Source organism: Sphingomonas faeni (assembly GCF_040407505.1).
Taxonomy (GTDB): domain Bacteria; phylum Pseudomonadota; class Alphaproteobacteria; order Sphingomonadales; family Sphingomonadaceae; genus Sphingomonas; species Sphingomonas faeni_E.
On record NZ_JAPZPQ010000006.1, the window covers coordinates 63,995 to 88,795 of the forward strand.

22 protein-coding genes and 1 tRNA gene are annotated in these 24,801 nt (G+C 66.1%); 11 read left to right on the plus strand and 12 right to left on the minus strand.

Annotated elements, in window-relative coordinates:
• Positions 1–14: 14 nt before the first annotated feature.
• Complete coding sequence (locus tag O6X71_RS16780) at positions 15–680, minus strand: Crp/Fnr family transcriptional regulator (protein WP_353466888.1); 666 nt, start codon at positions 678–680, stop codon at positions 15–17.
• 95 nt (positions 681–775) lie between these two features.
• On the opposite strand from O6X71_RS16780, the gene O6X71_RS16785 reads away from it, so the two are divergent.
• Positions 776–1,573 carry a class II aldolase/adducin family protein gene (locus tag O6X71_RS16785; protein WP_353466890.1) on the plus strand — a complete coding sequence of 266 codons (798 nt, stop codon included), beginning with the start codon at positions 776–778 and terminating at the stop codon, positions 1,571–1,573.
• A 26-nt stretch (positions 1,574–1,599) separates the two neighbouring features.
• Positions 1,600–2,766 (plus strand): alpha-hydroxy-acid oxidizing protein, encoded by a 1,167-nt coding sequence (locus tag O6X71_RS16790; protein ID WP_353466891.1) that lies wholly within the window; start codon positions 1,600–1,602, stop codon positions 2,764–2,766.
• A gap of 10 nt (positions 2,767–2,776) precedes the next feature.
• Here O6X71_RS16790 and O6X71_RS16795 read toward each other — a convergent pair whose 3' ends face one another.
• From O6X71_RS16795 to O6X71_RS16825, 7 genes are all read right to left on the minus strand, one after another.
• Positions 2,777–2,962, minus strand: a complete 186-nt coding sequence (locus O6X71_RS16795; protein WP_353466893.1) for a Trm112 family protein — start codon at positions 2,960–2,962, stop codon at positions 2,777–2,779.
• 2 nt (positions 2,963–2,964) lie between these two features.
• A complete protein-coding gene (locus O6X71_RS16800; protein ID WP_353466894.1) occupies positions 2,965–3,114 on the minus strand; it encodes a hypothetical protein in 150 nt (49 codons plus the stop codon).
• 35 nt (positions 3,115–3,149) lie between these two features.
• Positions 3,150–3,791, minus strand: coding sequence for an LON peptidase substrate-binding domain-containing protein (locus O6X71_RS16805; RefSeq protein ID WP_353466895.1), 642 nt, complete (start codon positions 3,789–3,791; stop codon positions 3,150–3,152).
• Positions 3,788–4,684 (minus strand): tetratricopeptide repeat protein, encoded by an 897-nt coding sequence (locus O6X71_RS16810; protein WP_353467024.1) that lies wholly within the window; start codon positions 4,682–4,684, stop codon positions 3,788–3,790. Before O6X71_RS16810 ends, O6X71_RS16805 begins: the two co-directional genes overlap by 4 nt.
• A 314-nt stretch (positions 4,685–4,998) precedes the next feature.
• Positions 4,999–8,508, minus strand: a complete 3,510-nt coding sequence (locus O6X71_RS16815) for an error-prone DNA polymerase (protein ID WP_353466897.1) — start codon at positions 8,506–8,508, stop codon at positions 4,999–5,001.
• Between the two features lie 13 nt (positions 8,509–8,521).
• Complete coding sequence (locus O6X71_RS16820) at positions 8,522–9,991, minus strand: Y-family DNA polymerase (RefSeq protein ID WP_353467025.1); 1,470 nt, start codon at positions 9,989–9,991, stop codon at positions 8,522–8,524.
• Complete coding sequence (locus O6X71_RS16825) at positions 9,960–10,757, minus strand: hypothetical protein (RefSeq protein ID WP_353466899.1); 798 nt, start codon at positions 10,755–10,757, stop codon at positions 9,960–9,962. Before O6X71_RS16825 ends, O6X71_RS16820 begins: the two co-directional genes overlap by 32 nt.
• A gap of 359 nt (positions 10,758–11,116) precedes the next feature.
• Here O6X71_RS16825 and O6X71_RS16830 point away from each other — a divergent pair, with 359 nt between their 5' ends.
• Both O6X71_RS16830 and O6X71_RS16835 read left to right on the plus strand, forming a co-directional pair.
• A complete protein-coding gene (locus O6X71_RS16830; protein ID WP_353466900.1) occupies positions 11,117–14,065 on the plus strand; it encodes a TonB-dependent receptor domain-containing protein in 2,949 nt (982 codons plus the stop codon).
• A 191-nt stretch (positions 14,066–14,256) separates the two neighbouring features.
• Positions 14,257–14,331, plus strand: a tRNA-Gly gene (locus O6X71_RS16835).
• A gap of 862 nt (positions 14,332–15,193) precedes the next feature.
• Here O6X71_RS16835 and O6X71_RS16840 read toward each other — a convergent pair.
• Positions 15,194–15,940 carry a DUF4157 domain-containing protein gene (locus tag O6X71_RS16840; protein ID WP_353466901.1) on the minus strand — a complete coding sequence of 249 codons (747 nt, stop codon included), beginning with the start codon at positions 15,938–15,940 and terminating at the stop codon, positions 15,194–15,196.
• A gap of 151 nt (positions 15,941–16,091) precedes the next feature.
• On the opposite strand from O6X71_RS16840, the gene O6X71_RS16845 reads away from it, so the two are divergent.
• The 6 genes from O6X71_RS16845 (at position 16,092) to O6X71_RS16870 (ending at position 21,917) form a co-directional block, all read left to right on the plus strand.
• Positions 16,092–16,238: a penicillin acylase family protein gene (locus tag O6X71_RS16845; protein ID WP_435368506.1), complete on the plus strand. Its 147-nt coding sequence runs from the start codon at positions 16,092–16,094 to the stop codon at positions 16,236–16,238.
• Between the two features lie 63 nt (positions 16,239–16,301).
• Positions 16,302–16,988 (plus strand): ABC transporter ATP-binding protein, encoded by a 687-nt coding sequence (locus O6X71_RS16850; RefSeq protein WP_247599546.1) that lies wholly within the window; start codon positions 16,302–16,304, stop codon positions 16,986–16,988.
• Positions 16,978–19,539 (plus strand): FtsX-like permease family protein, encoded by a 2,562-nt coding sequence (locus tag O6X71_RS16855; protein ID WP_353466902.1) that lies wholly within the window; start codon positions 16,978–16,980, stop codon positions 19,537–19,539. Before O6X71_RS16850 ends, O6X71_RS16855 begins: the two co-directional genes overlap by 11 nt.
• The gene (locus tag O6X71_RS16860; protein WP_353466903.1) at positions 19,539–20,615 is read left to right on the plus strand and encodes a carotenoid 1,2-hydratase; all 1,077 of its coding nucleotides are present in this window, start codon (positions 19,539–19,541) and stop codon (positions 20,613–20,615) included. Before O6X71_RS16855 ends, O6X71_RS16860 begins: the two co-directional genes overlap by 1 nt.
• Before the next feature lie 83 nt (positions 20,616–20,698).
• Positions 20,699–21,583 (plus strand): type 1 glutamine amidotransferase, encoded by an 885-nt coding sequence (locus tag O6X71_RS16865; RefSeq protein ID WP_353466904.1) that lies wholly within the window; start codon positions 20,699–20,701, stop codon positions 21,581–21,583.
• 28 nt (positions 21,584–21,611) lie between these two features.
• The gene (locus O6X71_RS16870) at positions 21,612–21,917 is read left to right on the plus strand and encodes a hypothetical protein (RefSeq protein ID WP_056064484.1); all 306 of its coding nucleotides are present in this window, start codon (positions 21,612–21,614) and stop codon (positions 21,915–21,917) included.
• A 46-nt stretch (positions 21,918–21,963) separates the two neighbouring features.
• Here the strand turns inward: O6X71_RS16870 and O6X71_RS16875 are convergent, their stop codons facing one another.
• From O6X71_RS16875 to O6X71_RS16885, 3 genes are all read right to left on the minus strand, one after another.
• Positions 21,964–22,314: a response regulator gene (locus O6X71_RS16875; protein ID WP_353466905.1), complete on the minus strand. Its 351-nt coding sequence runs from the start codon at positions 22,312–22,314 to the stop codon at positions 21,964–21,966.
• A gap of 91 nt (positions 22,315–22,405) precedes the next feature.
• On the minus strand, positions 22,406–22,738 hold the full coding sequence (locus O6X71_RS16880; RefSeq protein ID WP_353466906.1) for a hypothetical protein: 333 nt from the start codon (positions 22,736–22,738) through the stop codon (positions 22,406–22,408).
• 14 nt (positions 22,739–22,752) lie between these two features.
• Positions 22,753–24,234 (minus strand): PAS domain-containing protein, encoded by a 1,482-nt coding sequence (locus tag O6X71_RS16885; protein WP_353466907.1) that lies wholly within the window; start codon positions 24,232–24,234, stop codon positions 22,753–22,755.
• Positions 24,235–24,430: 196 nt separating this feature from the next.
• On the opposite strand from O6X71_RS16885, the gene O6X71_RS16890 reads away from it, so the two are divergent.
• Positions 24,431–24,799: a hypothetical protein gene (locus O6X71_RS16890; protein ID WP_353466908.1), complete on the plus strand. Its 369-nt coding sequence runs from the start codon at positions 24,431–24,433 to the stop codon at positions 24,797–24,799.
• The last annotated feature ends 2 nt before the right edge of the window (positions 24,800–24,801 follow it).

The window sequence follows — 24,801 nt, forward strand, 5'->3', positions numbered from 1 at the left end:
CGCTTGGCGATGCCCTATTCCGTGATGACGCCGCGCAGCCCCGGCAGGTCGAGAATGCGAACCTGCGCATAGGCCACCGCGACCAGGCCATCGCGCTCGAACCGCTTCAGATGCCGATTGAGCGTCTGACGCGCGATGCCGACCACGCCGGCAAGCTCCTCCTGACGGATCGTGATCCGACCATCCCCCGCCTGCGACGCGCGCATCAGCGCCTGCGCAAGCCGTACCCGGATCGACTGCCCCACGCTCTGCGCGATGAACCGCAAGGCGGTGCGTTGGTGTGCACACACGAGCAGCCCGAGATCGCGGTAAAGCTCCGGGTCCGCCGCCGCCGCTCGCGCGAACGCCGCCACCGGCACATGCAGCAGCCGCGCCATGCCGAACGCCATCGCATCATGCGGCCTCGGATGGCCATCAAGCGTCGACAATTCGCCGAACCACGTTCCCGGCCGCACGATCAGCGCGAGCAGTTCGGCACCATTGGCGGACAAGCCCTTCAACCGGACCTGCCCGTCCAGAACCGCCCACAACCCGTTCGGCGGATCGCCCGAGCCGTAGATTCGCGCGCCGTTCTCCAGCACCTCGACACGCGCCTCCTGCAACAGGCGCTCGCGACGGCCCGCCGGTATCGCGCCGAACCAGCTATCGGCTGCCAATATCGCATGATCCGGATCGTGCATCGCTTAAGACTACGCGAAATTTCGAGATTGTCATCCTCGAGACAAAGTTTGCCGAATGCCGGTCGTACAAGGGGCAAAACATAAGGAGGCGGATGATGGCGACGGCATTGAAGGCGATGGAACCGACGGCGGCGGAAACGACGATCAAGGACCAGGTATCGGCGGAGGAATGGGCGCTGCGCGTCGATCTCGCCGCCGCGTACCGGCTGGTCGCGCTCTACGGCTGGGACGATCTGATCTTCACGCATCTCTCCGCGCGCGTCCCCGGCCCCGAGCATCATTTCCTGATCAACCCGTACACGCACATGTTCGAGGAGATCACCGCATCGTCGCTGGTCAAGATCGACGTCGACGGCAATAAGGTCATGGACACCCCTGCCCCGGTCAACCGCGCGGGCTTCGTGATCCACTCTGCGGTCCACGCCGCGCGGCACGACGCGGTGGCGGTGCTGCATCTCCACACGCCGCACGGCCAGGCGGTATCGGCGATGGCCGAAGGGCTGCTCCCGCACACGCAGACGGCGATGATCGCCGGGCACGACGTCGCCTATCACGACTTCGAGGGCATCGCGACGGAACTGGAGGAACGTGAGCGGCTGGTGCAGGATCTCGGCACCAAAAATGCGATGATCCTGCGCAATCACGGCACGCTGACCGTCGGTGAATCGGTGCCGCAGGCGTTCCTGCGGATGTATTTCCTCGAACGCGCCTGCGAGGCGCAGGTTCTGATGCTGAGCGCCGGTCGCGAGAATTTGAACAATCCGAACCAGGGCGTCGCGGAAAAGGTCGAGGGGCAATCGAGCGGTGCAGGCATCCGCATGCTCGCCGATGGGCTCGCCTGGCCGGCGTTGTTGCGTAAGCTCGACCGCGTCAATCCGGGCTATCGGGACTGATCGCAACCAGCTTCGGAGGGCGACGCATGCCGCATTACGGCGATTACCAGAACGAGATCTATTTCGCGGGGCTCGCCGGTGTCGTCCCGAAGGTCCCGGTCGATTTCGCATCGCTCGAGGCTCGGGCGGTAGCGGCCTTGCCACCGTCGGTACTCGGCTATCTGCAGGGCGGGTGCGGCGACGAGTTCACGCAGCGCCAGAATGCCGACGCGTTCCGGCACTGGGGCATGACGCCCCGGATGATGGTCGATGCCACGCGTCGCGACCTGTCGATCGACCTGTTCGGGATGACGCTGCCCAGCCCGATCTTCATGAGCCCGGTCGGAATCAACGGGCTGTGCACGCAGGATGGCCACGGCGATCTCGCCGCCGCGCGGGCTGCGGCGACGACCGGCGTCCCGCTGGTCCAGTCGACGCTGTCGAACGATCCGCTGGAAGACGTCGCCGCGGCGATGGGCGACACGCCCGGCTTCTTCCAGCTCTACACGCCGAAGGACAAGCCGCTCGCCGAGAGCCTCGTTCACCGTGCCGAGGCGGCGGGATACAAGGCGATCGTCGTGACGCTCGACACCTGGGTCACCGGCTGGCGCCCGCGCGACCTGAACGTCGCGAACTTCCCGCAACTGCGCGGCCATGTGCTGGAGAATTACTTCAGCGACCCCGTCTTCCGCGCGATGCTCGCCAAGCCACCGGGTGAGGACCTGCCCGCGGCGGTGCGGCAATGGGCCGGGACGTTCGGCAAGGTGCTGACGTGGGACGACATGCCGTGGCTGCGGTCGATGACCAAGCTGCCGATCGTCCTGAAGGGCATCTGCCACCCCGACGACGCGCGGCGCGCGATCGATCTGGGGGCGGACGCGATCTACTGCTCGAACCACGGCGGACGCCAGGCGAACGGCGGGATCGCCGCGATCGACATGCTGCCCGCCGTGGTCGCGGCGAGCGGGGCCGTGCCGGTGCTGTTCGACTCCGGCGTTCGGTCAGGGAGCGACGTGGTCAAGGCACTCGCACTCGGCGCCACTGCGGTCGGGATCGGCCGGCCCTACACCTATGGCTTAGCGCTCGATGGCGCGAATGGCGCGGCGCATGTGCTGAAGTGCATCCTAGCCGAAGCCGACCTGCTGATGGCCGTGAACGGCTACCCGACGCTCGCCGCCGTCCGGGAGGCCGGCGCGACACGGACGGGGTACTGAAACGAGACGATCAGGCGGCGGTTTTGTCGATCCGGCGTGCCTTTTCGATCAGCATCACGGGCACGCCATCGCGTATCGGATAGGCGAGCCCGGCCGCGTCCGAGATCAGTTCCTGCACAGCCTCGTCATAGCGAAGCGGCGTGCGCGTCATCGGGCAGACAAGGCGTTCGAGCAGCCAGGGATCCAGGGTTTTCATCGTCAAGCTCCTTTGCCCCGGGAAGGCGGCGCCGCGGCGGCCTGTGCAATACGACCAGACTCGCTGCCGATCCGTCGCTGCGTCGCGACGTGTTCGATCGCGGTGATCTTCTTCGGATCGAACAGATTGGCGAAGAACATGCCGATCATCATTACAGCACCGTGCGCGCGCCCCTTGCTGGGCGACTTCATTGCAACGTCACCGATTCGTCACCGTCGTGTCGCCCGAAGAACTGCATCAGCTGGATGATCAATTCGGCACGCTGCTCGATATCCGGCGCCTCGAGCAACGCCTGCTTTGCGGCTGCGTCGAAAGGCGCGATCTGCGCGATACCGTTGACTAGGCTCTCGTCGTCGAGCCGTCCGACCGCATCCCAATCGACCGCATAGCCCTGCATGTCCGCGAACCGGCGCGACTCCAGTTCCAGCGACGACCGCCGCCCAAGCGACAGCGCATCGTCCTCGATCAACGGCAGCAATTCCGCCTCGACCTGGCGGAATGCGGTCGTCACGTCCAACTCGCGGACGATCCGGAACAGCGCGAGGCCCTCCAGCACGACGTTGTAGCGCCCGTCATCCAGAGCCTCGACCTCGGCGATCTTGCCGACGCAGCCGATGTCGTACAGCGCGTCCGCGTCGTCATGCGGTCCGCCCCGCGGCTGGATCATCCCGATCCGCCGGTCACGCGCCATCGCATCGCTGATCATCGCCCGATAGCGCGGCTCGAACATGTGCAGCGGCAGGTGCATGCCGGGGAACAGCAGCGCCCCCGGCAGTGGGAAGATCGACAGTCGCGTGGTGGCGCGCGGAGGAGCGGACTCGGTGGTCATCCGAACAGGATCGCAGACAGGCGGCGTCGCTGTCCAGACACCCACGGGTCTTCGAGACCGACGACCTCGAACAGTTTCAGCAACTGCGTCCGCGCCGCGCCCTCGTTCCAATCGCGCTCGGTGGCGATGATGCCGAGGAACGTGTCGGCGGCGGCATCACGGTCGTTCGCCGCCATCTGGCCGTTGGCGAGTGCGAACCGGGCCTGCAAATCGTCGGGGTTCGCCTCGACCGCCGCCAGCAGCGGCGACAGGTCCTCGACCGGCGGCGCCGACTGCGCGAGTGCGAGCGCCGCCTGTGCGCGGGCGATCGCCGGGTCCTTGGCGATCGCCGGATCGAGGTTCGCCAGCCAGTCCGTCGCTTCGTCGAGCTGCCCGGTCGCGACCAGCGCGCGGACGAAGCCGGCATGGACCTGCGGATGCTCGGGCGCGATCTCGGCGATCTCGCGGAAGATGCCCAGTGCGCGCTCGCCGTCATTGGCCGCGAGCGCCTCTTCACCGATCGCGATCAACGGCTCGACGTCGGGCGCCGCGTCCGTCGCACCGGCTTCAATCGGCAGCTGCTTGAGCAACTGGTCGAGGATCACGCGCAGCTGAGATTCGGTGCGCGCACTGGTCATGTCGGCGACCAGCTGGCCCTGGAACATCGCATAGACGGTCGGGATCGACTTGATCTGGAATTGCGCGGCGATGAACTGGTTCTTGTCGGTATCGACCTTCGCCAGCACGACGCCCTTGTCGGCATAATCGGCGGCGACCTTCTCCAGCGTCGGGGTCAGCGCCTTGCACGGCCCGCACCATTCTGCCCAGAAATCGATGATCACGAGGCTCGTCATCGACGGTTCGACGACATCGCGACGGAACGCCTCGACGGCGTCCTTCTCCGCGGGGGACATTCCAAGCGTGGCCAAGTTCAACTCCCGTGTAATTCTCGCGTGCTATCTGGGGCGCCCCCGCGGCGAATGCCACCTCTAGAGGCCACCTGTAGAGCATCGCGGTCGAAATTCCACGTGGCGGCGGCGCCGTTGAAGCGGCCCGTCGATCCTTGGTCCGTCACCCCAGACCCGTCACCCCAGCGAAAGCTGGGGTATCCCCGTGAGGCGGTGGTCGCGTGCCACGTGAGATACCCTAGCTTTCGCTGGGGTGACGGCCGTAGGATTCGAGACGGGCCTTGGGCTCGACGAGATCGGGATCCGAGACGGGATTGGAATCAATGGAAGTCGCGCGATTTGGGCAGGACGCGGACGTCCCGGGGATGCTGGGCGCGCGGATGCTGGGCACGGGGTGTTCGTCCGTCAGGGCCGCGTGGCAGGACCGGACGGATCACCTCGTCGACTCGCGCAAGCGGCGGCTCCAGCGCTTGATCTTCCGACAACAGCCGCAGCATGTCGCTGCGATCCTGCACCCGCGACGTCATCAGGTGCGTGACGCCTTCCTCGCTGCGCTGGATCACGCCCTCCAGCACCATCAGCCGCGAGGCCATCACCGCGCGGCGGTTCGCCTCGAAGTCGCGCGCCCACATCAGCCCGTTGGTGATCCCGGTCTCGTCCTCGATCGTCACGAAGATCGCATTGCCCTTGCCCGGCCGCTGGCGGACGAGCACCACGCCCGCCACCTTCGCACGCCGACCGTCCTTGGTCGCATTGGCCTGCGCGCTCGACAGGATTCCCTCGGTGGCAAAGCGTTCGCGGAGGAACTGCATCGGGTGCGCCTTCAACGACAGCCGCGTCGTCTGGTAATCCGCCGCCACCTGTTCGGACAGCGGCATCGCCGGCAGATTCGCGTCGGGCTCCGCACCAAGCTCCGGCACCTCTGCCGCGGCAAACAGCGCAAGCTGCTTGGGCGGCGTCCGGCGCACATCCCACAAAGCCTCGCGCCGCTCCTTCGCCACCGATCGAAACGCATCCGCATCGGCGAGCAGGTTCATCGCCCGCTGCGGCAGGTTCGCCCGCCGCGCAAGGTCCTCGATACTAGCAAACGGCGTGGTCCGAACACGAACGATCTCGTCGGCCCAATCCTTCCGAAACCCATCCACTTGCCGAAACCCAAGGCGCAAATCCTCCCCGGCACGGGGAGGGGGACCATCCGCAGGATGGTGGAGGGGGGCCGCCGCAGACGCTCCGCCTGGAAGGGTGGCAGCCTCATCAGCGCCGCCAGTAACAAGGGCATCCGAAAGCGATACGTTCGCGGAAGCCCCCCTCCACCCCGCTTCGCGCGGTCCCCCTCCCCGTGCCGGGGAAGATAAGCTGTTATCCCACCCGCTCGCATTCACATCGACCGGCAGCACCGTCACCCCGTGTTCCACGGCATCCCGCACCAGTTGCGCCGGCGCATAAAACCCCATCGGCTGCGAATTGAGCAGCGCGCAACAGAACACCGCCGGGTGAAAGCATTTGATCCACGACGACACATACACCAGCCGCGCGAACGACAACGCATGGCTCTCCGGAAACCCGTACGATCCAAACCCCTCGATCTGCTTGAAACACCGCTCGGCGAACTCTGCCTCATACCCACGAGCGACCATGCCGCCGATAAGCTTGGCCTGAAAATTGTTCATCCCTCCGACCTTGCGAAACGTCGCCATCGATTTCCGCAGTTCGTTCGCCTCGTCGGGTGTGAACTTTGCCGCGACGATCGCCAGCTTCATCGCCTGTTCCTGGAACAACGGCACGCCGTATGTCTCGCCAAGCAGCACTTCGAGTTCGTCGCTTCGGCCATGCTCGGGCGATGGCGAGGGATAGACAACCACCTCCTTTTTCGCCCGCCGCCGCAAATACGGATGCACCATGTCGCCCTCGATCGGGCCGGGTCGAACGATCGCGACCTGCACCACCAGATCGTACAGTTTCCGCGGTCTCAGACGGGGCAGCATGTTGATCTGCGCCCGACTCTCGACTTGGAAGACGCCGATGCTGTCACCCTTGCACAGCATATTATAGACGTCCGGATTCTCGTCGTTGGCGATCGTCTTCAGTTCATGATCGCCGAGCCCGTGCTGTCGCATCAGGTCGAAGCTCTTGCGGATGCACGTCAGCATCCCGAGCGCGAGAATGTCGACCTTCATCAGCCCGAGGCAATCGATATCGTCCTTGTCCCATTCGATGAACGTACGATCCTCCATCGCGCCATTATGAATCGGTACGATCTCGTCAAGGCGTCCCTGCGTGAGCACGAACCCACCGACATGCTGCGACAAGTGGCGCGGGAATTCGAGCAGCCGTTCGACCATGTCCCGCAACCGGGCGATTTCCGGATTGGCGACATCGAACCCCGTTTCGGCAAAGCGACGTTCCGGGAAACGGTTCGAAAAACTGCCCCACACCGTGCTGGTCAGGCGCTGCGTGACGTCTTCGGTAAAGCCTAGCGCCTTACCGACCTCGCGCACGGTGCTGCGCGACCGAAAATGGATGACAGTCGCTGCGATCGCCGCGCGGTCGCGACCGTAACGGCGGTAGATATACTGCATCACCTCTTCGCGCCGCTCATGCTCGAAATCGACGTCGATATCGGGCGGCTCGCTACGTTCGGCCGAGACGAAGCGCGAGAACAGCAGGTCATGCTTCATCGGATCCACCGACGTGACGCCGAGCACGTAGCAGACCACCGAGTTGGCGGCCGATCCACGTCCCTGGCACAGGATCGGCGGATCGGCGCTGCGTGCGAACCGGACGATGTCGTGGACCGTCAGGAAATAATAGGCGTAGTTCTGTTGCCGGATCAGCGCGAACTCCTCGCGCAGAGACTTGACGAGCTTGTCCGGCACATAGCCGTCATATTGGTCGATCGCCGATTGCCAGGCGAGATGCTCCAGCCAGTCCTGAGGGTCCCAGCCTGCGGGGACGGGCTCATGCGGATATTCGTATTTGAGCTCGTCGAGCGTGAAGTCGATCCGCGCGAGCAGCCTTGCCGTCTCGGCGATCGCGTGCGGCCGGTCGCGGTAAAGATGCGCGATATCGTCCGCATCCTTCAAATGGCGTTCGCCATTGGCACCGAGCCGTTTGCCGGCACGCTGGATCGTCGTGCCCTCACGGATGCAGGTGACGATGTCGTGAAGCGAGCGATCGTCGGCGACCGCATAACGCACGTCGTTGGTCGCCAGGATCGGCACGCGCGCCTTGACGGCGATTCGGGCAAGCCGGGTCTGGCGTCGCCGATCGTGACCGCCTTGCGGCATCGTTACACCAAGCCACACCGATCGCCGCGCGAGTGGGCGGAGCGCGACAAGCGTGGCCTCGAGACTGGCATCGTGGCGCTTGGGAAGCACGAAATCCTTGTGCGCGACCACCGGCCGCGCCGTGCACTCCGGCATGACGATCAACAGGATTTCGCCGAGATGCGCCACCAGATCGTCGAAGCCGAGGATGCAGCCGCCTTTCTCCGCCCGTCGGTTGCCCAGCGTCAGCAACCGCGTCAGCCGTCCCCATCCGGCCCGGGTTGCGGGATAGGCGACGATGTCCGGCGTACCGTCGGCGAATACGAGACGCGCGCCGACCACCAGCTTGAAATCGAACGGCGGCAGCTTCGCACCGAGTTGCCCTCGTTTTGCGCGTTCCAGGGCATCATAGGCGCGGACTACGCCGGCGACCGTGTTGCGATCGGCTATGCCGATACCGGCCAGTTTCAATTCTATGGCGCGACCTACGATATCGCTGGGGTGGCTCGCCCCGTCGAGAAACGAGTAGTTGGTAGCGGCGACGAGTTCCGCGAACCCGGTCATGGCGCCACGCCGTTCAAGCGAAGACGCCGTGGAGGTACCAGCGGGGCGTCTCCATCTCGGAATACAGGCCGTGGCGGAAGATCCAGAAGCGGCGGCCGCGGCGGTCTTCGATGCGGTAGTAATCGCGCGTCGGGATGTCCTGGCGTCGCCACCATTCGCCGGCGATCCGCTCGGGGCCCTCGCTGTGCGCGACGTCGTGAACGGTGCGGCGCCAGCGGAAGCGGTGCGGCGGGCCATCGGGGACCTCGGCCATCATCGATTCGATCGGCTGCGGCGGGTCGAACAGGTAGATCGGGCGCAGCGGTGGTTCGCCGGTTTCGGGCGCGGTCCAAGGGGTTGGGGCTGGTGCTTCAGCGGCCGGCAGCATGAGCTCCGCCTGCTCGGGGATATGGCTGTCGCGCGCCGAGAACCGGCGTACCCGCGCCCGCCCCAGTCGCGTGCCAAGCTGGTCGACAAGTTGCGCGACCTCACCCTTCTGCGCCTCGCCGCCCTCCAGCTTCAACTGCGACGCATCGAGCTTCTCCGCGAGCGCCACGTCGAGCCGGACCAGATCGTATCCGAAACCGGGATCGAGCGGATCGGCGAGGCTGTCGATCCGCTCGCGGAAGAGGCGCATCAGCAGTGTCACGTCACGGGTCGGCTGGCCGGTCTCTATTCGCAGCCGCTGGACGAGGCCGTCGGCACGGAAGAGGCGCGCTTCCCAGCGGCGGCCGCCTTCGTGCCGGTCCGCAAGCTGAGCTGCGGCTTCGGTGGCAAGTTCGGAGAGCATTTCCAGCGCGTATTCGGTGCGTGCGATGGGTTCTGCGAAGCGACGTTCGACACCGATCTTCGGCACCGTCCGCCGCGCGACGATCGCTCCCTTCACCGAGCCGTCGAGCCGGCGGATCATCATCGCCGCCTCCTCGCCGAACCGTGCGGCGATCGTCGCCAAGGGCCGCGCCATCACGTCGCCGACCGTCTTCAGCCCGGCGCGCGACAACGCGGTCGTCGCATCCTCGTCGAGCCCCAGCGCCGCCACCGGCAACCGCTTGACCGCGCGCTTTTCATCCGGCGCAGGTGCCCCCGCATACCGCGCCAGCGCACGCGCCGTATCGGGCGTATCGCCGAACGCATGGCGCACCAGCACACCGCGGCGCGCAAGCCGCTCCTCCAGATCGGCAGCCAGACGCCGTTCGCCCTCGAACTCGTGCACGCACCCGGCGATGTCGAGGATCAGCCCATCGGGTTCGTCTAGCGCCACCGACGGCGTGTATCGCTGGCACCCATCCGCGAGCCGCTCGAGCCATTCGTGATCGGCATGCGCGTCATGCTCGTACACCTCCAGTTCCGGCACCCGCGCCCGCGCATCGGCCAGCGTCAGTCCCGGCTGGAGCCCCGCCCGCACCGCCTCGCGGTCGAGCGCCTTCAGTCGCACCCCACCCGAGACCGTCTCGACGAACGCGATCGGTGTCTCAGCCCGTCCGACGAACAGATGCGGCCGCATCGTCCGCAGCCGCTCGATCGGCAGCCACGGGAACACCAGCGCCAGGTAGCGCCGCGGAATCACCAGAGGCGAAGGCGGTTTGGTCGAAGGCGATATTGTCGAAGATGTGCGCGTCACGGTCCCACTCCACACGCCAGCGAAGCCCGGCCTGGCCTCCGCGTCGACGCAGCAATTCGATGTCGAAGGCAGGTTTGCCCGGTGCGTCGGCTTCCAGCGGTCGCGAGCGACACGCGGCAACCTGCCAGCGCGATGCGGCCGCACTCGGCACCGGCTCGGCACCGATGCGCAGGCTGAGAATGGTGACGCCCGAGGCTTCGGCCGCCAGCATCAGCCGCCGCGTCGCGGTCAGGTCGATCTTCGGTGCACGTCCCCAAGACTCGATAAGCAACGTGCCGAGCCCGTGGCACCGCGCGGCATCGGCAGCGGCGCGTAGCAAGCTGGCCTCGTCCTCGACCAGTCCCAGCACCAGCGACGTCACGTCGAGCCCCATCTCGACCAGCCCGGTCGCATGCAGCCGCCCGCCCTGTCGCTCGCTCGCCTCCGTCCGCAGCCACATCACCGGCGCCGCCCGAGCCGCCAGAACCGAGGCGACCGCAAACCCAGCGCCACTCGCCGAATCGTCGACCGTCGCGAAGACCTCGTGCAACTGCGCCTTAGCCATCCCCTGAGTCAGCCAGGCATCGTCCGCACGACCATCGCCCTGGGTCGGCATGCCCGTCGTGGCGATCCGCTTCAGGCGGGCGATCAGGGCAGACGACTCGTTCACAATTGTTCTTGTAATGTTCTTGTGTCGGAGTCGCCAAGCGGAATCTTTTCCGATGGTCGATCCCAAACTCAAATCGATGTTGATAAAATCACCTCCACACGGCGTTTCGGTCGCTCGCAGATGATGCACGGCTCGTCCGCGAGCATGACGCGCATATGAAAAATACGACAGGAACCGTGTCATTCCTGCGACACCGAATTCGCGATCTCACGAGCGCCTGATCTCGCATATTTACAGTTTTGAGACACGGCCTCAGGTCTTGCGCCGCGCCACATTCCTCCCCGGGTGCGGCCGTTCCGGAACGCGCTCGATGCCATCCTGACCAAGGTGGAGACGGGCCTAGTAAGAGATCGCCTGCCATGACCACCACTATCGCTTTCCGGCCGACGCTGCTTCGTAGCTCGGCGCTTTCGGCACTTGTTTTGGCCGGGTTGATCGGCACCGCACCTGCGTTCGCGCAGGATGCCCAGGTCCAGCCGAGCACGTCCGTCTCGACCCCATCGCAGGGCGACGTTTCGCCTGCCCCGACATCGGCACCGACCGCCGCCCCTGCCCCCGCTGCTCAGGCCGACCAGCCGCAGGACATCGTCGTCACCGGCTCGCTGTTCCGCCGCACCGATACCGAGACGCCGTCGCCGGTCACCGTGCTGACCGCCGACTCGCTCGCCAAGGCCGGCATCAACAACGTGTCCGACGCGGTCCGCTCGATCTCCGCCGACAGCAGCGGCTCGGTCCCGACCTCGTTCACCAACGGCTTCGGTGCGGGCTCGTCGGGCGTGTCGCTGCGCGGCCTGACCGTCAACTCGACGCTGACGCTGATCGACGGCGTGCGCACCGCGAACTATCCGCTCGCCGATGACGGCCAGCGCTCGTTCGTCGATCTCAACACCATCCCCAACGCGATCGTCGACCGCGTCGAAGTTCTCAAGGACGGCGCATCGTCGAGCTATGGCGCGGACGCGATCGGCGGCGTCGTCAACATCATCATGAAGAAGGAGATCGTCGGCGCGTACGGCACGGTCGAGGGCGGCGTGACACAGCGCGGCGACGGCGGCAGCCAGCGCGCGACGCTGACGCTCGGCACCGGACGGCTGAAGGAGCAGGGCTTCAACTTCTACGTCAGCGGCGAATATCAGCACAACGACGCGATCTACAATCGCAACCGCGGCTTCCCATACAACACCGCCGACCTGACCTCGATCGGCGGCGACAACAACAATGCGGGCTCGGTCGCACCGAGCAGCACGACCAGCGCGGTCGTCGCGCCCACCACGCAGACCACGCCGGGTAATATCCTGTCGGGTACCGGCCTCGCCACCGGTCCGTTCCAGGTACTCAACCCCAATGGCTGCGCGGCCGGGCAGACGCTCGTCACCACGCCGCGCTCTGGCACCGGTTTCATCGACCAGGGTTGCGAGCAGAACCTCGTTTCGCAATACGGCCAGATCCAGCCCGAGCAGACCCGGTTCGGCGTCACCGTCCACGGCACCGCGCAGATCAACGACAAGACGCAAGCGTATTTGATTGCGTCGTATTTCCAGAACGACGTCAAGTCGCAGGGCAGCCCGTCGCTGATCCGTTCGGCCAATCCGGTGAATACGCAGAACATCGTCCTGCCGGCGCTGCTCGCGAACGGCACTGACAATCCCAACAACCCGTTCAACACGCCGGCTGCGATCCGCTACCGGTTCGGCGACATCGCCAGCTCGTCCGAGTACAAGAACCACGTAATCCGCGCCGCCGCCGGCATCGACGGCCAGTTCGGCGAAGGCTGGGGTTATTCCGCCACGATCACCGCGGCGCATTCTTGGCTCGACATCACGCAGGACGGCTATCTGAACCTCGCCGGATTGCAGACCGCGATCACCAGCGGCAGCTATAATTTCGTCAATCCCGAGCTGAACACCGCCGCCGTCCGTGCCGCGGTCTCGCCGACCGTCCGCTCGCAGGCGACCAGCGATCTCGACATGGTCCAGGGCGTCATCACCAAGGACCTGTTCCAGCTTCCGGGTGGCGCGCTCCAGCTCGGCGTCGGCGGGTCGGTCCGCTACGAGGCGCAGAACGATCCGAGCCAGAACCCGGACTTCACGACGATCAACCTCAACCAGTTCTCGGCCGTCGGCAACCGCACCGTCGAATCGGCCTATTTCGAGGTCAACGCGCCGATCCTCACCAGCCTGGAAATCGACGGCTCGGGCCGCTTCGATCACTATTCGGAAGGCTATAGCCACTTCTCGCCCAAGATCGGGGTGAAGTTCACGCCGATCCGCCAGGTCGCGCTGCGCGGCACCTTCTCGAAGGGCTTCCGCGCACCGAGCTTTGCCGAGACGTCGGGCTCGGTGGTCGGCTTCACCGCGGCCACCCCGCCCTGCTCGCTCCAGGCGCAGCACGGCGCCACGGTTACCGGCACGACCTGCTCGGGCGGCAGCGCGTACAACCAGTCCTACTCGATCGGCTTCAACACCGCCGGCAACCCCGACATCAAGCCCGAGCTGTCGCGCAGCTTCACCGGTGGCGTGGTCGTCCAGCCGCTCCGCTGGCTGAGCTTCACCGCCGATTACTACAACATCAAGAAGACGCGGGTGATCACCGGCGGGCCGCTCTCGAACCAGGCACTTGCCGCCTATTATGCAGGCACTGCGCTGCCCGCGGGCTACAGCGTGACGCCAGACGCGATCGATCCGTCCTATCCGAACGCCCCAACCCGCGCGCTGTTCGTCAACTCGCCGTATGCCAATGCAGCCGCGCTCAAGACCTCGGGGCTCGACTTCTCGGCCCTCGTCCAGCTGAAGCCGAGCGACGACTTCCACTTCACGAGCCGCGCCGAGGCGACCTACATCCTGCATTACGACTTCAAGCAGAGCGATGCCGATCCGTTCGTCGATTTCGTCGGTACGCAGGCGCCGTACATCACCTCGTCGGGCGCGGGCACGCCGGCCTGGCGCGGCAACTGGCAGAACAGCATCGACTACAAGGCGTACACGCTCACCGCGACGGCGTACTACACGTCGGGTTACAAGGCCGTTGCGTACGACCAGTTCGGCACCACCGACTGCGACGGCGGCAGCACCTATGGCGGCACGGACCCCGAGTTCAACTGCCACGTGAAGCACTTCGTCGACGTCGACCTGACCGGCAACGTGAAGGTCAACGACAAGTTCGACCTGTACTTCAACGTCGTCAACCTGCTCGACCAGAAGGCGCCGCTGAACGCGGGCAACTATGCCGCGGTCAACTACAACCCGACCTATACGCAGATCGGTGCGGTCGGCCGGACGATCCGGGTGGGCGCGAACTTCCAGTTCTGATCGGCTGCATCGGCATGAAAACCTCGGGGGCGGACGGCAACGTCCGCCCCTTTTTCATGCCCTCCAAATCCACGCCCGTCAGATTTTTACACGAAGAATGCAGAAGGCGCTTGCCGTCCCGGAAACACCGGGCTAACAGCGCGCCTCACCCAGTCACCGTGTCGCTTCAGACCGGAGACATAGGCGCCAGAGCGGGCGTAGCTCAGGGGTAGAGCACAACCTTGCCAAGGTTGGGGTCGAGGGTTCGAATCCCTTCGCCCGCTCCAGTTTTCTACAGTGCATACACTTAGAGGCTGGCCGCCGAGGCCGAGGGTATCATTCTATAGCTTTGGGGTAACGCTGGGGTAACTCGCAGTGATTTGCTTATTGGCGCTGACCATCAGCCTGCGATTCGGGGCATATCGATCGCCACCGTCTTCTATGATGGATAGCAGGTAGTGTGGGCGGTTTGCGCTTCTGCATGACAGACGGGCAGGTAGCGACCACAAGCTCGATGGCCTGGCGAAGGCGCAGCAGCTGCCTGGTGACAGGATCTACGATACCGATTGGTTCAGGGATGCCCTGAAAGCGAAGGGCATACAGCGCTGCAACAAAGGTCACAAATCGCGCAACGAATTGGTCAGACGCGAAGAGGCCCCGAACCCATACGACAGGTGCCAACGGGATTCTTCTCCACTTGCCTTCGCTGCCACCGTTATCTCTGGCTACGATCCATCCATCCTGACCTAGGGGGTCAGGATGGTGGCTTTTTCTCGATCGAACCTTCTCGACCGGGCTCAAAGAAGCTTAGCCCCGTAGCGCCCGACCGCGACACCGATACCAGATAGAGTTTACCCGGAACCAAGGGCGCGACGGGACCGCGTTGTTCGAAACCGTCAGGCACCACCCCATATTGCACTCGGGTCGTACAAGGGCCCTTAGTCGATGTATCGATTAGCCAGATGGGGTTAGCCCGGTCGCTGGCGGAATAAACGGTGATACGGTCCAGACAATAGGGATCTGATTTGGGCACGTCGAATAGTACCCGCCCCCGTTGGGACGTGACGGTTACCGCATAGTCTTGTTCACAGGCAGCCAACGATAGTGTTGCCATCAGAAACCAGGTGAAACGCGTGATGTCCACCCTCATCATTGGCCGAGAATACCCGTAGCTTGCAATTTGGAACGCAATTGCTGAATCAGGGCTGGCGTCCTTCGCGCAGCCGGTAGCGCGAGCTGCTCGCCGAAATCTCCCACCAGCGCCGCCTGGCCCTCAAGACTCTCTTCATCGAAACTTTTCTTACGGTTCTTGTAGTCATACATCTTATTGGCGTCGCCGCCCGCCGCCTTGAACTCGGTCGCATAGCGGGCACCAAACCGCGCGAACCCTAGTCGGCCATATTGCAAAACGTGAGTATATTCATGCAGCAGCATTTCGACACCTTCCGGGGTGGCGGCAAGATTACTGCCACCTCTCTCTCGGTAAACATGCTGCTTAATGTATACGGTATTACCGATGGTGATCGCCGGATTGCCATTGAGAAACGCGATGGCCGCCAGTGTCTGGAATCCCGGCCCAGGAACAATTCGAACTTGTGATGGCGACACGGGTTGCTTGCCGAACGCCCAAGCCACGATCTTAATCTCAGCGGGGGTCAATGTGCGAGCGAACGGCCCACGATATGAATCTGCTACGACGTTTGCGGTACCGTGAGAAAGCTTGCCAAGTACCGATGTGAAAAAGACGATCCGACCCGCAAGGCTCTGGATTTTGGACTGGGCGGCACGGCGGATAGAGGATTGCGCGGACGCGATCGCACGTTCAAGCGCCAAGGCCACAACTTGTCCGGCCGCTTTACGGGCGTGATCGAAAAGCTCGTCGACCGGATTGCTCATAACGCCTGTCCCTATCGTGGAGAAAGAACTGCGTAACACCGTATCAGGTTCCAATAGGGCGTGGCTGTTGCCAGTGGATGATGGGACAGAAGGCGGCTGGCAGCAATCCCCATACAGCCGTGATGGTGCTCACTAGAAGGCAACGGCGGTCATGGCCGGCGGCCAGAGCGGCGACGTCCGATCGCCGCATTTCGCCGACCAGGTAGCGCGCTATGCCGAGGGACGGTTGCGGCCGGTCTATTTCCATCCCGACGAACTGACGGGGCACGTCGACCGAACCTATCGGCCGGGTAACTGATCTACCGCATATCCAACGATGTCGGTGCTTGCGGCGCCACCCAAGCTATTGCACGGACTGGACATGCCTGACGCCCCTCCCCTTCTCGCGGTCCGTGCGCTCGGTAAGTCGGTGCCGGGGCCGCGGCGGTTGTTCCGGCATCTGGATCTGGAGGTCGGCGCGGGCGAACTGGTCGCGATCATCGGCGAGTCGGGGGTCGGCAAATCGACGCTGCTCAATATCCTCGCCGGGCTGGACGAGGCGGACGAAGGCAGCGTGGCGATCGACGGCATCGACCTCGGTACGCTCGACGAGACCGCGCGGACGCGGTTGCGGCGCGAGCGGATCGGCTTCGTCTTCCAGGCCTTCCACATCCTTCCCTATCTGACGCTGCGCCAGAACGTCGCGCTGCCGCTGGCGCTCGTCTCGCCGGACAACGTCGCGGCATCGACGCGCGCCGAAGAGATGCTCGATGCGGTCGGGCTGGACGGTCGCGGCGACGGCTATGCGCGCGATCTGTCGGGGGGCGAGTTGCAGCGCGTGGCGATCGCCCGTGCGCTCGTCCACCGCCCCGCGCTGATCCTCGCGGACGAACCGACCGGCAACCTCGATCCGGAGACGGCGGCGCGCGTGCTGTCGCTGTTCGCCGACGCGGTGCGCGGCAATGGTGCGGCCGGCGTGATGGTGACGCATTCGGACGCGAGCGCGGCGATCGCCGACCGCGTGCTGACGCTGGGCGCCGAAGGGCTGGTGGAGCGGCGTGGCGCCTGAGATCGGCCTGAAGTCCGGGTCCGGGCTCTGGTCGGGACGGCTGGGACTCCGCTGGCTGATCGCGGGCGAGTGGCGGTTCCACCCTGCCCGCTTCCTGTTGACGGCGGTCGCGATCGCAGTCGGCGTTGCGCTCGGCTTCGCGGTGCATCTGGTCAACGGTTCGGCGCTGGCGTCGTTCGATGGCGCGATGCGCGGCGTCAGCGGGGCCGCCGAACTGTCGGTCCGCGCGACCAGCCCGCTCGGCTTCGACGAAAGCCTCTATCCCCGCGTCGCGCGTGCCGATGGCGTCGGCGATGCCAGCCCGGTGCTCCGCCTCGATGCGCGGGTCGGCAAGGCGCGGCTGACGCTGTTGGGCGTCGACGTGATCCGTGCCGCCACGGTGACGCCGTCGCTGATCGGCATCCGCCCGCGTGGCCCCGATACCGGCAACGATACGGCGTTCGACGAGTCCGCGCTGTTCCTGTCCCGTGCGGCGCTGACCCAGGTCGGCGCCAAGATTGGGACGCAAGTGGTCGTCGTCGCCAATGGCCGATCGGTGCCGCTGCGGGTTGCGGGCACGCTGCCGGCGACGGACGAATCGACCGCGGTCGGCGTCATGGATATCGCCGCGGCGCAGTGGCGGTTCGGACGTCTCGGGCGGATCGATCGGCTCGACCTGGCACTGTCGGATCGCGCGACCGCGGAGCCGGCGTTGCGCGCGATCCTGCCCGCGGACGCGATCCTGTCGACCGCCGAGACGCAGAACGCGCAGGGCGATGCCCTGTCGCGCGCGTACCGCGTCAATCTCGACATGCTGGCGCTGGTCGCGCTGCTGACCGGCGGTTTCCTCGTCTATTCGGCGCAGTCGCTGTCGGTGGTGCGGCGGCAACGCGCGTTCGCATTGCTTCGGACATTGGGCATGCCGCGCGCCGGGATCATCGCCGCGGTCGTGATCGAGGGGCTTGCGATCGGACTGGTCGGCGCGGCGGCGGGATTGGCGGCAGGATACGGCCTGGCATGGGCGGCGCTTCACTGGTTCGGCGGCGACCTGGGTGCGGGCTATTTCGGCGGCAGCACCGCGCGCGTCGTGATCCAGCCCGGTGCCGCGATCGGGTTCTTCGCGCTCGGCCTGCTCGCGGCGATCCTCGGCAGCGCGTTGCCTGCACGCGTCGCGGCGCGCGCTGCACCGGCCGCAGCGCTCAAGAACGCCGGCGACGTACTCGATCCGCGGCGGCCGGTCGCGTGGTGGCCCGCTGCCGCGTTGCTCGTCGCGGGAGGCGCCGCGTCGCTGTTGCCTGCGATCGCCGGGCTGCCGCTGTTCGGATTCCTGGGGATGGCGCTGATGCTCGCGGGCGGCGTCGCGGGCGTGCCGTGGTTCGCGCGCACGCTGCTGACCCCGTTGGCGCGGCGGACGCGAGGCAGCGTGCCCGGGCTGCTCGCGGTCCGTCACCTTCACGGCGCGCCCGGCGAGGCGGCGACCGCATTGTGCGGGATCGTCGCGTCGACTGCGCTGATGATCGCGATGGCGACGATGGTTACGAGCTTCCGCGGCGCGGTCGACGAGTGGCTCAACCAGGTGCTCGGCGCGGATCTGTATCTGCGCACCACCGCTGGCGCGACGTTCGATCCGGCGACCCGCATGCGTATCGCAGGCACGCCGGGTATCGCCCGCCTCGCCTTCAGTCGCCAGATCCCGCTGACCATCGCCGCAGATCGCCCACCCGTCAGCCTGATCGCGCGGCCCGAGCGCGGTGGCCGCGATCCGTTGCTGGTGCTGATCGATCGCGGACCGTCGGTGCAGAAGGGGGCGGTGCCGAAGGACGCGCTGCCGATCTGGGTCTCCGAGCCCGCACACCGCCTGTACGGCTGGGATACGGGGGAGCGCATCACGCTGCCGATCGCCGGCCGCACGCAGTTCATGGTCGCCGGCATATGGCGTGACTACGGACGCCAGGCGGGCGCGGTGCTGATCGACGAGGGCGATTACCAGCGCCTGACGGGCGACGATCGCCGCGACGAGATTTCCGCGACGATTCTGCCCGGTGCGGATCCGGCGAAGGTCGCGCGCGCGATGACCGATCGCCTGCCCACGGACCTGCGTCCCCAGGTAGAGGTCGGCCAGCCGGCGACGCTGCGCAAGCTCGCACTGACTCTGTTCGATCGCAGTTTCGCGGTCACCTATCTGCTGGAGGCGGTGGCGATCCTGGTCGGGCTGGCGGGCGTCGCGGCGACGATGTCGGCGCAGACGATCGCGCGCGAACGCGAGTTCGGGATGTTGCGGCATCTCGGCCTCACCCGCGGCCAGCTCACCAGGATGCTCGCCACCGAGGGCGCGATCGTCGGGCTCACCGGCGCGCTCGCGGGGATCGGGCTCGGGCTGGTCCTGTCACAGGTGCTGATCCACGTCATCAACCCGCAGTCGTTCAACTGGACGATGACCACCCGCATTCCGGTCGGCACGCTGATCGGCGTCGCGACCGCGCTGACGGGTGCGGCGGCGGCGACCGCGATGCTGGCGGGGCGGCGCGCGACGGCGAAGAGCGCGGTACAGTCGGTGCGGGAGGATTGGTGATGCTGCGACCCTGGGCCCTGCTCGGCTGGATCGCCGCGATCGGTGTCGCCGCGCCAGCCGCCACGCCGCCCGCCCCCTATCCGGTCGTGCGGCCGGGGATCACGCTTCGTTTCCCCGCGGATCACGGCGCGCACCCGGCGTTTCGCACCGAATGGTGGTACGTCACCGGCTGGCTGCGGACCGAGGATGGCAAGGATCTCGGTTTTCAGGTGACGTTCTTCCGCACGCGCCCGCCGGTCGATCCGCGCAACCCGAGCCGGTTTGCCGCACGCCAGGTCCTGTTCGCGCACGCCGCGCTGTCCGATCCGACCACCGGCAAGCTGCTCCAAGGCGAGCAGGCGGCACGCGAAGGCTTCGGTCTCGCGCAGGCGCGCACCGGCGATGCCGACGTCGCGATCCGCGACTGGCGATTGCGCCGCGTGGGGAATGGCCGCTGGACGACGCGTGTAAACGCGGACGGCTTCGGCCTCGCGCTCGATTTCCAGCCGACTCAGCCTCCCCTGCCGCAGGGAATCGGGGGCTATAGCCGCAAGGGGCCACGCCCCGAGGAAGCGAGCTATTATTACTCGGTGCCACATCTCCGCGTGACCGGCCGCGTCCGCAGAGGTGGCGGAACGGTCGCGGTGACCGGCGAGGCGTGGCTCGATCGCGAATGGTCGTCCAACTACCTCGCCCCCGCCGCGCAAGGCTGGGACTGGACCGGGCTCAATTTCGACGACGGCTCCGCGCTGATGGCGTTCCGCATCCGGCGCAAAGGCGGCGGCACGGTTTGGACGGGCGGCTCGCTCCGTCGCGCCGACGGCAGCATGACGGTGTTCGGCCCTAACGACGTCGTCTTCCGCCCGCTCGCGACATGGCGCAGCAAGGCGACCGGCGCGCTCTACCCGGTCTCGCAGGAACTGAGCGTCCGCATAGCCGGCGGCGTCCAGCGCTGGCGCCTCGTCCCGATGTTCGCTGCGCAGGAACTCGACGCCCGCCGCAGCGGCCTGCCGATCTATTGGGAGGGCGCGGTCCGAACCCGCGGCGGTCGCGGCTATCTCGAACTCACCGGGTACGAGCGCGCGCTCGAGATGTAAGCGCGCAAAATTTGCGGCGGCGGCGGACGAAACGCGTACCAGCGCGTTGAGGTCGCTCGAACCGAAACGGGAGAGGACCAGGTTTGCCGCATTTTCTGGTTGCCGAAAGCGAGACCGCGGACGAGCGCGAGGCGCGTCGTCGCCACGCCGGCAAAAGCTCGGGCGAAACCTACGCGTCGACGCTTCGTCAGCTCCGTCCCGATGCCGAGATCACGATCGTCGCACCCGCCGACGACGATGCGCAGGTCTACGAGGCCAGCGCCCTGGGCCTGTTCGACGCGGTGTTCATCACCGGATCGCCGCTCCACGTCTATGACGACAGCCCGGAGGTCCGACGCCAGCTGACCTTCATGCGATCGGTGTTCGCATCGGGCACGCCATCGTTCGGATCCTGCGCCGGGCTGCAGCTCGCGGTCGCCGCCGCCGGAGGGAAAGTCCGCAAGATGCCGCAGCGGATGGAGGCCGGGATCGCACGCCGCATCACGCCGACCGACGCCGGCCGCGATCATCCGCTGCTCGCCGGCCGTGCTGCCAGCTGGGACGCCCCCGCGATCCACGGCGACGAGGTCGAGACGCTTCCCGCAGACGCGACCCTGCTCGCGAGCAACGCCGTCACGACGGTTCAGGCTGCCGAGATCCGCCACGACGGCGGGATTTTCTGGGGCGTGCAATATCACCCCGAACTCGCGCTCGGCGAGATCGCGGTGGCGTTGCGGCGCCAGGCCGAGGACATCGTCGAAGCCGGGCTTGCGGAGACGACCGGCGACGTCGAGCACCGCGCGGACCAACTCGATGCGCTCCACGACGATCCCGATCGACGCTCGCTGCTATGGGCGCTCGGCGTCGACCGCGAGTTCGCCGACGAGGCGCGCCGCCGCACCGAACTGACCAACTTCCTCGATCACCTCGCGGACATCGACGCCAGCGATCGCGCATACGCCGCATCGCCCGATCTGTGTCCCGCCTGACCCTTTTACCCGCAACAAGGAGCGACCAATGTCCACCACTCTCAAGGCAAAGTTCGATACCCGCCGCGAAGCCGAGATGACCGTCGAGCGCCTCGTTCAGGAGCAGGGCATCGAGCGGACCGATATCTTCATCACCACCGACGGCGCAGACAACAGCGTCGGCGACGAGAAGGCCGGCTCGGATACCGAAGGCAAGAACCCGACGCCGGAATCGCGCGACGATGCGGCGCTGGAAGGCAAAATCGTCGTCTCCGTCGACATCGCGGACGATGCGCGCGCCGCCGAGGTGAAGGCCGCGTTCAAGGAATTCGACGCGAGCGATATCCAGGGCTGAAAGCCAATCGAGGTACGGCGCTCACCACGCCGTACCTTGCCGCCGCTCAGTGCGGGGCAAGTCTCCGGAACGTCTCGATAACCGAAGATTCGCTGATCGGCTTGTCGAGTATCGCGGCCGGCGGATCGCACGGCACGCATGCCTCGGGCGTTCCGGTGATGAACATGACGGGGATGTTGCCGTGCACGGCGATGATCCGCTGCACCGCCAGCGGTCCGGTCCCTTCGCGTAGCTTTACGTCGGACACGATCATGTCCGGGGTGCGTGCTCCAGCCGCGTCAACCGCATCGGTCTCGCAATCGGCTTGGTCATAGGACGTCGCGCCAGCCTGCTCGATCAAGCTTATGATATGATCCGCGATCAGCCAGTCGTCTTCGATTACAAGCACGTGGCACATCTGCGTTTCCCGTAAAACCAGTGTCCCTCAACGCGCTGGGTCCGGCCCGGGTCCGGCTTGGACATATTTTATGGTTAAATAGGTTACTCGGTTACGCGGCGTCATCCACCGTCGCAAACCAGTCCGCATAGGGCGTCGTGCGCTCCATGTGCCGGTTGAGATCGGGCGCGCCATCGGTCCACCATACCGGCCCGCGCTCGCCCAGACCGTGCTTCACCGCATCCACCGCGGCCCGCGCAGCAGCCTCCGCTGCGCCATCGCCATCCCGCTTCGCCGCGGCCACGCCTCGCCTGCCGTCCATCAACGCCGCAACCAGTCGCACGCGTTCGTCTTTGTCCAAGCCGGGGTTCGCGGTCCGCCAGAGCCGTCCGCGCACCACGATATAGCGTCCGTCGGGGGTCGTCAGCGGGGGCGGTTTCGGCATCGACGCAAGCGAGCCTAAAGCGGCGCGTCGATCGTGAAGACGACGCCGGTGTCGCGATACTCGATCCGGGCGGTGCCGCGCATGTGCTGTGCGAGCACGCGTTCGATCATCCGCGATCCGAAGCCGGTGCGCGTCGGCGTGGTGACCACCGGGCCGCCGGTCTCCTCCCACATGAAGGCCAGCCGGCGTCCACCTTCACCGATGCCGACGCTCCATGAAATCGTGACATGCCCGCCCGCGACGTGGAGCGCGCCATATTTGGCGGCGTTGGTCGCCAGCTCGTGCAGCGCCATCGACAAGGCGAGCGTCACGCGCGGCTCGAGCCGAACGTGCGGCCCCTCGACCGAGAACAGGCGACCGCCGCCATCGTCGAACGGCGCCATCACCCCGGTCACGATATCCGCGATCGTCGCACCCTCGACCTCGTCGCGCAGCAACAGGTCGTGCGCGACCGCCAGCGATCCGATCCGCGCACCGATCGTGTCGCGCGCCTCGGACATCGAGGCGGCATCGCGCAACGTCTGGTTGACGATCGCGCTGACCGTCGCGAGCGTGTTCTTGACCCGGTGCGTCAGCTCGCCCGCCAGCAGGGCGCGATGTTCCTCGGTCCGCTTGCGCTCGGTGATGTCGGTCGAGAAGCCGGTCATCGACAGCGCCGTGCCATCCGCGCGCGTCAGCAATTCGCCGCGGATCGCGACCCAGCGAACCTCGGCCGTCGGCGTCATGATGCGGTATTCGATGTCGTAGTCGCACCCCGTCGCGATCGTCTCCTGGATCGCCTCGACGACGCGCGCGCGATCCTCCGGATGGATCGTTTCGAGGAACTCGGGATAACCGAACGCCGCGCCCGGATCATAGCCGAAGACGATCTTGCAGCCATCCGACGCGTCGAGATGCTGGCTGGCGGGATCGAAGGTCCACGCGCCCAGCCGCCCCGCCTTCAACGCGAATTGCAGCCGCGCGGCGCTGTCGGCGAGCCGAACCTGAGTCTCTGCGGCGGACGCCTCGAGTTCGCGCTGCTCGGCCTCCAGCAGCGCGAGCGTTTCGCGTTCGAGCGTCACGTCGTGCTGTGACGCGACATAATAGCGCAGATGCCGGCTGCGATCGAACACCGGCGCGACCAGCAGCCGGTTCCAGAACGGCGTCCCGTCCTTGCGGTGGTTGAGCAGGTCGATCTCGATCCGCTCGGACCGCCCGATCGCATCCCGCAGCCGCGACACGTCCTCGGGACGCGTCTCCGGCCCTTGCAGGAACCGGCAATTCCGGCCGACCACCTCGTCGCGGGCATAGCCGGTCAGGCGCTCGAACGCCGCGTTCAGGTGAATGATCGGGTTGTCGGGAAGCGTCGGATCGCTGATCGCCATAGGCAGGATCGCTTCGTTGAACCCGACCACGAAAGGATCCGCCGCGTCGAGCGAACGGCCGAATGCCGCCAGGATCAGCGTATGATCGGCATCCTCGTCCCGCAAGGACGTCTGGTTCTTACTCTGTTCCAAGCAAGTATTTGCTACCTAAAGTCTGGCACGTCCACAATAGCATACCGTCATTGTGCGGGGCATTTCAACTTCCGGGCAATATTTGGCGATGCGGGGGTGTGGCGTCCTCGCCCGCGGTGGCGCGCACAACCAGCGTTCAGTTTGATCCAGGTAAGGCCGCTCGTGCACCAATGGGGTGCGTGGCAGGAGAGCAATCGTGAAAAGTCTCATGTTCGTCGTCTTGGCGGTCGGCGCGACCGGTGCCACGGCGCAGACCCCACGACAGGATTATCCGAGCTGCAACCGGACCGAGCAGCACGCGGTCGAGGGCGAGCTCGGTGGATCGATCAAGGACCCGCGCCAGGCGCACATCTCGGTGCGCGCGAACATCCTCCAAGCCGATATCGGCACCGCGCGGAAAGCCCGACGGATCTCCGAACGCCAAGGCACGCAACTCTGGCAGCGAGTCGACAAGGTCCGCCGCGCCACCGACCGCTTCGTCGCCAAACAGGGCTTCCTGAGCGCGGCCGAGCGCGCCAGCTACGACCGCGAACTCGACGCGATCGCGTTGCAGATCTGCCGATAAGT

Bases quoted from the DNA above. Each gene is read 5' to 3' on its own strand.
- O6X71_RS16780 (WP_353466888.1), bottom strand. From the start codon at position 680: ATGCACGATCCGGATCATGCGATATTGGCAGCCGATAGCTGGTTCGGC.
- O6X71_RS16785 (WP_353466890.1), top strand. From the start codon at position 776: ATGGCGACGGCATTGAAGGCGATGGAACCGACGGCGGCGGAAACGACG.
- O6X71_RS16790 (WP_353466891.1), top strand. From the start codon at position 1,600: ATGCCGCATTACGGCGATTACCAGAACGAGATCTATTTCGCGGGGCTC.
- O6X71_RS16795 (WP_353466893.1), bottom strand. From the start codon at position 2,962: ATGAAAACCCTGGATCCCTGGCTGCTCGAACGCCTTGTCTGCCCGATG.
- O6X71_RS16800 (WP_353466894.1), bottom strand. From the start codon at position 3,114: ATGATGATCGGCATGTTCTTCGCCAATCTGTTCGATCCGAAGAAGATC.
- O6X71_RS16805 (WP_353466895.1), bottom strand. From the start codon at position 3,791: ATGACCACCGAGTCCGCTCCTCCGCGCGCCACCACGCGACTGTCGATC.
- O6X71_RS16810 (WP_353467024.1), bottom strand. From the start codon at position 4,684: ATGTCCCCCGCGGAGAAGGACGCCGTCGAGGCGTTCCGTCGCGATGTC.
- O6X71_RS16815 (WP_353466897.1), bottom strand. From the start codon at position 8,508: ATGACCGGGTTCGCGGAACTCGTCGCCGCTACCAACTACTCGTTTCTC.
- O6X71_RS16820 (WP_353467025.1), bottom strand. From the start codon at position 9,991: ATGCGGCCGCATCTGTTCGTCGGACGGGCTGAGACACCGATCGCGTTC.
- O6X71_RS16830 (WP_353466900.1), top strand. From the start codon at position 11,117: ATGACCACCACTATCGCTTTCCGGCCGACGCTGCTTCGTAGCTCGGCG.
- O6X71_RS16840 (WP_353466901.1), bottom strand. From the start codon at position 15,940: ATGAGCAATCCGGTCGACGAGCTTTTCGATCACGCCCGTAAAGCGGCC.
- O6X71_RS16845 (WP_435368506.1), top strand. From the start codon at position 16,092: ATGGCCGGCGGCCAGAGCGGCGACGTCCGATCGCCGCATTTCGCCGAC.
- O6X71_RS16850 (WP_247599546.1), top strand. From the start codon at position 16,302: ATGCCTGACGCCCCTCCCCTTCTCGCGGTCCGTGCGCTCGGTAAGTCG.
- O6X71_RS16860 (WP_353466903.1), top strand. From the start codon at position 19,539: ATGCTGCGACCCTGGGCCCTGCTCGGCTGGATCGCCGCGATCGGTGTC.
- O6X71_RS16870 (WP_056064484.1), top strand. From the start codon at position 21,612: ATGTCCACCACTCTCAAGGCAAAGTTCGATACCCGCCGCGAAGCCGAG.
- O6X71_RS16875 (WP_353466905.1), bottom strand. From the start codon at position 22,314: ATGTGCCACGTGCTTGTAATCGAAGACGACTGGCTGATCGCGGATCAT.
- O6X71_RS16880 (WP_353466906.1), bottom strand. From the start codon at position 22,738: ATGCCGAAACCGCCCCCGCTGACGACCCCCGACGGACGCTATATCGTG.